Source organism: Methyloceanibacter sp., assembly GCF_051306395.1.
GTDB lineage: Bacteria > Pseudomonadota > Alphaproteobacteria > Rhizobiales > Methyloligellaceae > Methyloceanibacter.
This window is the reverse complement of record NZ_JBPPND010000086.1, coordinates 1-8,158: the sequence shown is the minus strand read 5'-3', so window position 1 is coordinate 8,158 and position 8,158 is coordinate 1. Positions and strand designations below refer to the sequence as shown.

The following is an 8,158-nucleotide window of genomic DNA, read 5'->3' as shown; positions in this document are numbered from 1 at the left end:
TTCTTGCAAGCGCGGCATGATCTCGATGAACGAGCAGGGGCGGTGGCGGTTATCCAATTGGAATTTGAGGATGCTGTTCCACGCGTCCTCGCATGCGCCCGGCGATCCCGGCAGCGAGAAGATCAGCGTGCCTTTGGCGAGACCGCCGCAAGCGCGGGATTGCACGGTCGAGGTGCCGACGGTCTGATAGCTCAGCATGTGGAACAGGGTGGAGAAGCCGTCGATCTCCTTGTCGTAGAGCGGCCGCACGGCTTCCGGCGTGACGTCGCGTCCGGTAAAGCCCGTGCCGCCCGTGGTGATGACCACGTCGACTCCTCTGTCCTTGATCCACGCCTTGACCTGTTTGCGGATTTCTTTCTCGTCGTCCGGGGCGACCGCGTGCTCCGCCACCGCGTGGCCGGCGTCCGTGATCATGCTGACGAGCAGCGGGCCGGACTTGTCCGTCTTCGGCGTGTGCGTGTCGGAGATCGTGAGCACGGCGATGCGCACGGGAATGAAGGGGCGGCTCTCGTCGATGCGGGCGGTCATATCTCACTTCTTTCTCTGAGTGTCATGCCCGCGAAAGCGGGCATCCAGTAATCACTGGCCTCCGTTTTGATGCACGGTGATGTTTACGGGGTCGCCCGGTCGAGCCGGGCGACGACGCGGTTAGGTCAAACTCTCTAATCTCTCTTTCAGCATCAGCAAATCGCGCCAGGCATAGCGCTTCTCTTCCGGCTTCCGCAGCAGATAGGCGGGATGCAGCGTCGCCAGGGTGGGAATGTCGCGGTCGCCGCAGCGATAGATCTTCCACTTGCCGCGCGCGCGCATGATGCCGGGCTCGCCGAGGATGGCCTTCGCCGCCGGGGCTCCGAGCACTAACAGCACCTCCGGCGAGAGCAGCTCGATCTGCCGCGACAAAAACGGCGCGCAGGCCTGCATCTCCAGCGCCGTCGGCGTGCGGTTGCCGGGCGGGCGCCAATAGATCGTGTTGGTGATGTAGACTTGCGTTTCGTCGAGCCCGATGGCGGCGAGCATGCGGTCGAGCAGCTTCCCGGCCCGGCCGACGAAAGGCGTGCCTTGCAGATCCTCGTCGCGGCCCGGCGCTTCACCGCTCAGCATGATCTTGGCGGAGGTGCTGCCGCGGGCGAAGCAGGTGTTCTTCGCCGTGCGCTTGAGCGCGCAGCCCTCGAACTGGCCGACCAGCGCCTCGAGCTCGGCCAGGGTCTTCGCCGCCTCGAGCGATGCGGGGGCGGGACGCGAGTCTACGGGGGCGGCGCGGGATTTCACGCGCGGCGCGGGTGCGTCCGCGCGCAGTTCTATGCGAGGCGCGCGGGGCGCACGGTATTCGGCTTGCGGCTCGGCGCTTGGCTCCGGCGCGGCGAAGCGGTCGACCGGCGCCTCCAGAATCGCCTCGTCGGCGCCCATGGCCGCGTACCACTCAAGCAGGTCGGCGGCGGCTTTTGCTTGGCTTCCAGTCATTTGCGATGCCCGTGTTGATCCTCTATTTGTCATTGCCCGGCCCATTCGGGCAATGCGTCGCTGCTGGGCGTCAGCGATTTTAGCACCGATTTGCCGTGGCTGCGGGGCGGGCAGGCATGGCTAAGTCGTTGGAATGAAAGAGGTGAGATGAGCGATCAAGTCGAACGGGAGACCATGGAGTTCGATGTGGTGATCGTCGGCGCAGGGCCCGCAGGCCTCGCGGCCGCCATCAGGTTGAAGCAGCTCGCCGCCGAGAAGGACAAGGAGGTCTCCGTCGTCGTCTTGGAGAAGGGCTCCGAGGTCGGCGCCCACATTCTCTCCGGCGCGGTGATCGATCCCGTGGCGCTCGACAAGCTCATTCCCGATTGGCGCGACAAGGATACGCCGCTCAAGACCGAGGTCACCGAGGACCGCTTCTATTATCTGACCTCCGACAGCGGGGGCATCGGCCTCCCCAACCTCTTCATGCCGCCGCTCATGAGCAATCACGGTTGCTATACCGGCAGTCTCGGTAATCTCACCAAATGGCTCGGCGAGCAGGCCGAAGCGCTCGGCGTCGAGGTCTATCCCGGCATCTCCGTGACCGAGGCGATCATCGGTGCGGGAGGCGAGGTCGAGGGCGTCATCACCGGCGACATGGGCGTGGCCCGCGACGGCAGCCACAAGGACAGCTACACGCCCGGCATCGCGCTCACCGGCAAGTACACGCTGCTCGCCGAGGGCGCGCGCGGGTCGCTCACGAAGCAGCTCATCAAGAAATACGACTTGGACCGGGAGAGCGGCACGCAGAAATTCGGCATCGGGCTGAAAGAGCTGTGGGAGATTCCGCCCGAGAAGCACAAGCCGGGGCTGGTCCAGCACACCATGGGCTGGCCGCTCGCGGACGACACCGGCGGCGGCTCCTTCCTCTATCATTTCGGCGACAACCTGGTGTCGGTCGGCTTCGTCGTCCATCTCGACTACGCCAATCCCTATCTCAATCCTTTCAAGGAGTTTCAGCGCTCCAAGCTCCACCCGCGCATCAGAGCGCATCTCGAAGGCGGCAAGCGCATCGCCTATGGCGCTCGCGCGCTGACCGAGGGTGGCTGGCAGGCTATACCGCGGCTCGTGTTCCCTGGCGGCGCGCTGATCGGCTGCTGCGCGGGCTTTATGAATGTGCCGCGCATCAAGGGCTCTCACAACGCCATGCTGTCGGGGATGATGGCGGCGGAAGCGGCCTTCGACGCCGTTCAGGCGGACCGCGCCCGCGACGTGCTCGAAGCCTATCCGGAAGCGCTTCAATCGAGCTCGCTCGCCAAGGAGCTGAAGAAGGTCCGCAACGTGAAACCGCTCTGGTCGCGCTTCGGCACCCGTCTCGGTGTCATGCTGGGCGGTATCGACATGTGGCTGAACACGATTTTCCCGTTCCTCGGCCACACGCTGAAGCACAAGAAGCCCGACTTCGCGAGCCTGGACACGGCGGCCGAATCGAAGCCCATCGAATACCCGAAGCCGGACAACACGCTGTCCTTCGACATCCTCTCCTCGGTGTTCCTGTCGAACACAAATCACGACGAGGACGAGCCGGTGCATCTTGTGCTCGCCGATCTTTCGATCCCCATCGAGCAGAACCTGCCCGAGTATGCCGAGCCGGCCCAGCGCTATTGTCCCGCGGCGGTCTACGAGGTGGTGGAGGAGGGGGGCACGGCGCGCTTCCAGATCAATGCGCAGAACTGCGTCCACTGCAAAACCTGCGACGTGAAGGATCCGGCGCAGAACATCAATTGGGTGCCGCCGGAGGGCGGCGACGGGCCGAACTACGCCAATATGTAGCCGCGCGGACCTGGGGTCATCGCTTCAGTTACGCGCGTTGGGGCCATAAACGCGCCGCGTTTCGCCCGCAAAAAGCTGGTTTGCAGGGTCGGGAAAAGCACTTAACCTTGCTTCGCGGGACCAACAAGCACTGGGGCGGCGGACAGCCGGACCGACAATATGATGAATCCTAATAGGGCACCGCTGCGCAAATGGGCGTGGAGGTCTCTCCTCCTCGTTACGATCCTCGCAGCGCCTGCCGCCTATTCCGAGGTCATTCGTTCAGACGCTGGCAGCCTGGAGACGGGCACGCTTCTCGGCAATTACCTCTCGGGCCGCGTCGCCCGCGGCAGTCACGACACGATCGCCGCCGCCGATTTCTATTCCAAGGCCCTGGCCGGCGATCCTGAGAACGAGGTTATTCTCGAACAGACCTTCTTGCTCGAGACGGCGGCCGCCCATTGGGCTCGTGCCAACGAGCTTGCCGCGGAGCTGGTCAAGGCCGAACCATCTCACCGCATCGCCCAATTCTTGCTTGGTATCGACGCCTTCAAGCAGGGCGACTATGCGAAGGCCGACGAGCATTTCGCCGCGGCGCGTCAAGGTCCCATCGCCGATCTCACCTCGACGCTTGCCCGCGCTTGGGTCCAGGAGGCCGCCGGCAAGCACACAGAGGCGTTTGCCACCCTCGATACCCTGAGCAGCGCCGATTGGGCCCAGTATTATCAGCGCTATCATCGCGCGCTCATCGCCGACGTCGCCGGCCGTCATCAGCTCGCGCGCAAGTCCTACATCCAAGCGTTCAAGCGGAACCCGACCACGCTTCGCGTCGCTGACGCCTTCGCGCGCCATGCCTTGAACGGCAACGACCGCGAGCTCGCTATCGAGACGATCAAGACGCATATCGCCAAGGCGGCGCCGCATCCGCTGTCCGAGGCGCTGCTGGTACAGATCGAGAACGGCGAGACGCCGGACTTCATGGCGGCTACGCCCGCGGACGGTCTCGCCGAGGTGTTCTACGGCATTGGCGATGCGCTCGCCGGCGAAGGCGGCCTCGACATGGGCATCGTCTTCCTTCAGTTCGCGATTCATCTGAAGCCGGACTTCCCATTGGCCTATGTCGCGCTTGCCGAAGCCTACGAGACCGCGAAGAAGTACGACGCCGAGATCGCGGCGTTCGATCACATCCCCGAGTCCTCGCCGCTTTGGGTCAATGTGCAGATCCAGAAGGCCTTCGCGCTAAACTCTCTGGAAAAGGTCGACGAGGCGAAGGCGCTTCTCGAGAAGATCATCGCCGCGGACCCGAAGGACATCAGGCCTCTCGATGCGCTGGGCAATATCCTGCGCGCCCATGAGCGCTACGGCGAGGCGAAGGAATATTATTCCCGTGCGGTGGCGCTCATCGACAAGCCGGCCAAGCAGAACTGGGCGCTCTATTATTCGCGCGGCGTCTGCAATGAGCGGCTGAAGGATTGGCCGGCGGCCGAGGCCGATTTCAAGCTGGCGCTCGAGCTCAATCCCGAGGAGTCGCTCATTCTGAACTACCTCGGCTATTCCTGGGTCGATCAGGGCATGAACCTGAAACAGGCCATGGAATACATCCGTCAGGCCGTGAAGCTGAAGCCGGATGACGGCTACTACGTCGACAGCCTCGGTTGGGCCTATTACCGGCTCGGCAATATGCCGGCGGCGGTCGAGCAACTGGAGCGCGCGGTCGAGCTCAGGCCCGACGATCCGATCATCAACGATCATCTGGGCGACGCTTATTGGCGCGTAGGCCGTACCCTCGAAGCGAAATATCAGTGGGAGCAGGCCCTGTCGCTGGAGCCCGAGCCCGATCAGGAAAAGACTCTGCACGAGAAGATCGCTTCGGGGCTGGAAGAGTCCACCGCGACCAAGGCCGCGGCCGGCACCGGCCAAACGGACCAGAAGACCCCGCGATAGATGCGCTTCGCGACATCGCCTGGGCCAAGCTCAACCTCACGCTAGAGGTCTTGGGCCGGCGGGCCGACGGCTTTCACGAATTGCACAGTCTTGTCGCCTTCGCCGGCGTCGGCGACACCGTCGAGTTCACGCCGCAAGACGGGCTCGATCTTCGCATCGAGGGCCCGTTCGCCACGGCGCTCGACGGGGGCAACCTCATTGTGGTCGCGGCCAAAGCCGCCAAGGCACAAATCCCAGACCTCACGCTCGGACGCTTCCGCTTGGTCAAGACGCTTCCCGTCGCGGCAGGCATCGGCGGCGGGTCGGCGGATGCCGCTGCGGCGTTGCGGCTGATCGTCCGCGCCAACGAAGGGGTGCTGACGGAGGCTGCGGCCGCCGCGCTGGCGCCTGAGATCGGCTCCGACGTGGCCGTGTGCCTTAAGAGCGCGCCGGCGCTCATCACCGGCCGCGGCGAGATCGTGGACCCTGTGCGCGGCTTTCCCCCTTGCGGCGTGGTGCTCGCCAATCCGGGCGTGGGACTTTCAACGGCGGACGTCTATGGCGCGCTTAGTGCCCCGCCGCTCGACGCGGCGCCCGACGGCACGCCGCCTCTCGACTTCGCCGGCGATTTCGACAGGCTCATCGAATATGCGAGCCAACGCGGTAACGACCTTGAACCTGTCGCGGCCCGTCTTGCGCCGGAGGTTGGCCAGGCACTCGCGGCGCTGCGGCGGTTGGATGGCGCGCGGCTGGTGCGCCTGTCTGGCAGCGGCGCCACCTGCTTTGCTGTCTTCGCCACGCCGCGCGCCGCGCTCCGCGCCGCCACGGTCCTGGCCCAAAGCAAGCCCGACTGGTGGATCACCGCGAGCATGCTCGGCGACCCGAAAGCCGGATAAGCTTAGAACGGCCGGTCGACCGAGAACTCGATAGCGTCTTGCAGCGCCGACTTGATGTGGCCGTCGGGGAAGATGGCAAGCGCGTCGCGGGCGATCGCGCCGTAATGGCGGGCACGCTCCATGGTGTCGGCGAGTGCGTTGTGCCGTGCGATCAGGTCGATCGCCTTGGCGAGATCGTCCTCGCCGACTTGGCCTTCTTTCAGCGTGCGCTCCCAGAACGCGCGCTCTTCCTTGTTGCCGCGCCGGTAGCTCAACACGACGGGCAGGGTAATCTTGCCGTCGCGGAAATCGTCGCCGACGCTCTTGCCGAGCGTCCATTGCTCGCCCGAATAATCGAGTGCGTCGTCCACGAGCTGGAAGGCGAGGCCGAGATTGCGGCCATAGGAGCGCAAGGCCGCCGCCTCGGACTTCGGGCGTTCGGCGATCACCGCGCCCACTTCCGACGCCGCCGCGAACAAGGCCGCGGTCTTGGCGTCGATCACCGCGAGATAATCGTCCTCGGTCGTCTCGGTATTGTTGGCGGTGATAAGCTGCATCACCTCGCCCTCGGCGATGATCGCCGCCGCATCCGACAGGATGCGCAAGGCGCCGAGCGAACCGACATCGACCATCATCTTGAAGGCTTGGCCGAGCAGATAGTCGCCGACGAGCACGCTGGCCTCGTTGCCCCACAGAAGTCGCGCCGCGATCTTGCCCCGGCGCAGGCTGCTCTCATCCACCACGTCGTCGTGCAGCAGGGTGGCGGTGTGCATGAATTCCACGGAGGACGCGAGCCGCACATGGCCATCGCCCTCATAGCCGCAGAGCTTGGCGGCGGCGATGGTCAGCATCGGGCGCAGGCGTTTTCCCCCGGAGTCGATCAGGTGCCGCGCGAGCTCGGGAATCAGAGCGACATTGGAGCGGGCCCGGTCCAGGATGATGCGGTTGACATGCGCCATATCTTCCTCGACAAGCGCGACGAGCGGCGCGAGGCTCGCACTCGGATCGCGCGGGCCGGAAAGTTTGACGACAACTCCCAAGGGTCAGTCTCCTAAAGTGCCGGAAGGCTTATAGCCGAGCTATTGTCTTCTGTCCCCCGTGAAGGTCAAGGTGCCGAGGACTGGGAGCCATATTGGGCCATGAAAGAATTGTTGCGCTCGAACGACCCCGTGCTTCTGTCTTTTGTCAGCGCGCTCCTGAACGAGGCCGAGATCGGCTTCATCGTGCTCGACACCAATATGAGCGTGATGGAGGGCTCTATCGGGATCCTGCCAAGACGTGTCCTGGTGGAGGAAGATTGCATCGATGAGGCACGCAACTTGCTCACCGAGGCCGGTGTCGGTCATGACCTTAAAGGCGAAGACAAAGCCTAGCTGCCCGCCCGGCAAAATGGGCGCCACCACCACCGACGACTTCCTCGGCGGTCGTCTGACTGTCCTCCAGCCGAAAACCGGCCATCGTGCCGGCAGCGACGCGGTGTTGCTCGCCGCCGCCGTGGGCGCGCAAGCAGGCGATTCCGTGCTCGATGCCGGTGCCGGCGTCGGCGTCGCGGGGCTCTGCCTCCTGGCGCGGGTTCCAAAGGCCAGCGTGACCGCGGTTGAGATCGATGAGCGGCAATGCGCGCTTGCGGCGGAGAATGCGGCGCGGAATGGCGTGCCGGACCGGTTCGCCGCAATCCGGGCGGATGTCACCGGGCCCGCCAAGGACTTGGCCGCCGCCGGGCTTATCCGAGAAGGCTACGACCAGGTCATGGCCAATCCACCCTTCTATATGGAGGGCGCCGTGCGGGCGGCGCCAAACGCGTCACGGGCCGCCGCGCATGTCATGCCGCGGGGCGAGCTAGGGCGCTGGGTGCGATTTCTCACCACCATGGCCGCGCCGAAGGGCACGTTGACCGTGATCCACCGGGCCGACTGTCTCGGCGGGCTCTTGGATTTGCTCCAGGACCGGTTCGGCGATCTTGCCGTCTTTCCGCTCTTTCCCAAGGCAACGGAGCCTGCGGTCCGCGTCATCGTGCAGGGACATAAAGGCAGCCGCGCCGGCCTACGGCTCCTCTCGGGACTGGTCCTGCATGGACCGGATGGAGCCTATACGGGGCACGCCGAGGC

Annotated in this window: 8 protein-coding genes; 5 read left to right on the top strand and 3 right to left on the bottom strand. The window is 64.9% G+C overall.

Annotation, left to right across the window (positions count from 1 at the left end):
• Both moaB and ACSLE4_RS05170 read right to left on the bottom strand, forming a co-directional pair.
• Positions 1-528, bottom strand: a 528-nt coding sequence (gene moaB / locus ACSLE4_RS05175) for a molybdenum cofactor biosynthesis protein B (RefSeq protein WP_435903410.1), incomplete at its 3' end; no start/stop codon positions are given.
• A 120-nt stretch (positions 529-648) separates the two neighbouring features.
• Complete coding sequence (locus ACSLE4_RS05170) at positions 649-1,461, bottom strand: uracil-DNA glycosylase (RefSeq protein WP_435903409.1); 813 nt, start codon at positions 1,459-1,461, stop codon at positions 649-651.
• Between the two features lie 147 nt (positions 1,462-1,608).
• Here ACSLE4_RS05170 and ACSLE4_RS05165 point away from each other — a divergent pair, with 147 nt between their 5' ends.
• From ACSLE4_RS05165 to ACSLE4_RS05155, 3 genes are all read left to right on the top strand, one after another.
• The gene (locus ACSLE4_RS05165; RefSeq protein WP_435903408.1) at positions 1,609-3,273 is read left to right on the top strand and encodes an electron transfer flavoprotein-ubiquinone oxidoreductase; all 1,665 of its coding nucleotides are present in this window, start codon (positions 1,609-1,611) and stop codon (positions 3,271-3,273) included.
• A gap of 159 nt (positions 3,274-3,432) precedes the next feature.
• A complete protein-coding gene (locus tag ACSLE4_RS05160) occupies positions 3,433-5,196 on the top strand; it encodes a tetratricopeptide repeat protein (RefSeq protein ID WP_435903407.1) in 1,764 nt (587 codons plus the stop codon).
• A complete protein-coding gene (locus ACSLE4_RS05155) occupies positions 5,193-6,071 on the top strand; it encodes a 4-(cytidine 5'-diphospho)-2-C-methyl-D-erythritol kinase (protein WP_435903411.1) in 879 nt (292 codons plus the stop codon). Before ACSLE4_RS05160 ends, ACSLE4_RS05155 begins: the two co-directional genes overlap by 4 nt.
• 2 nt (positions 6,072-6,073) lie before the next feature.
• Here the strand turns inward: ACSLE4_RS05155 and ACSLE4_RS05150 are convergent, their stop codons facing one another.
• Positions 6,074-7,090 carry a polyprenyl synthetase family protein gene (locus ACSLE4_RS05150; RefSeq protein WP_435903406.1) on the bottom strand — a complete coding sequence of 339 codons (1,017 nt, stop codon included), beginning with the start codon at positions 7,088-7,090 and terminating at the stop codon, positions 6,074-6,076.
• Positions 7,091-7,189: 99 nt separating this feature from the next.
• Between ACSLE4_RS05150 and ACSLE4_RS05145 the strand changes: the two genes are divergently transcribed.
• Positions 7,190-7,423 carry a DUF2007 domain-containing protein gene (locus ACSLE4_RS05145; protein ID WP_435903405.1) on the top strand — a complete coding sequence of 78 codons (234 nt, stop codon included), beginning with the start codon at positions 7,190-7,192 and terminating at the stop codon, positions 7,421-7,423.
• The coding region (locus ACSLE4_RS05140; protein WP_435903404.1) for a tRNA1(Val) (adenine(37)-N6)-methyltransferase at positions 7,395-8,158 on the top strand (764 nt) is incomplete at its 3' end. The genes ACSLE4_RS05145 and ACSLE4_RS05140, both read left to right, overlap by 29 nt.

Bases quoted from the DNA above. Each gene is read 5' to 3' on its own strand.
- ACSLE4_RS05160 (WP_435903407.1), top strand. From the start codon at position 3,433: ATGATGAATCCTAATAGGGCACCGCTGCGCAAATGGGCGTGGAGGTCT.
- ACSLE4_RS05170 (WP_435903409.1), bottom strand. From the start codon at position 1,461: ATGACTGGAAGCCAAGCAAAAGCCGCCGCCGACCTGCTTGAGTGGTAC.
- ACSLE4_RS05145 (WP_435903405.1), top strand. From the start codon at position 7,190: ATGAAAGAATTGTTGCGCTCGAACGACCCCGTGCTTCTGTCTTTTGTC.
- ACSLE4_RS05165 (WP_435903408.1), top strand. From the start codon at position 1,609: ATGAGCGATCAAGTCGAACGGGAGACCATGGAGTTCGATGTGGTGATC.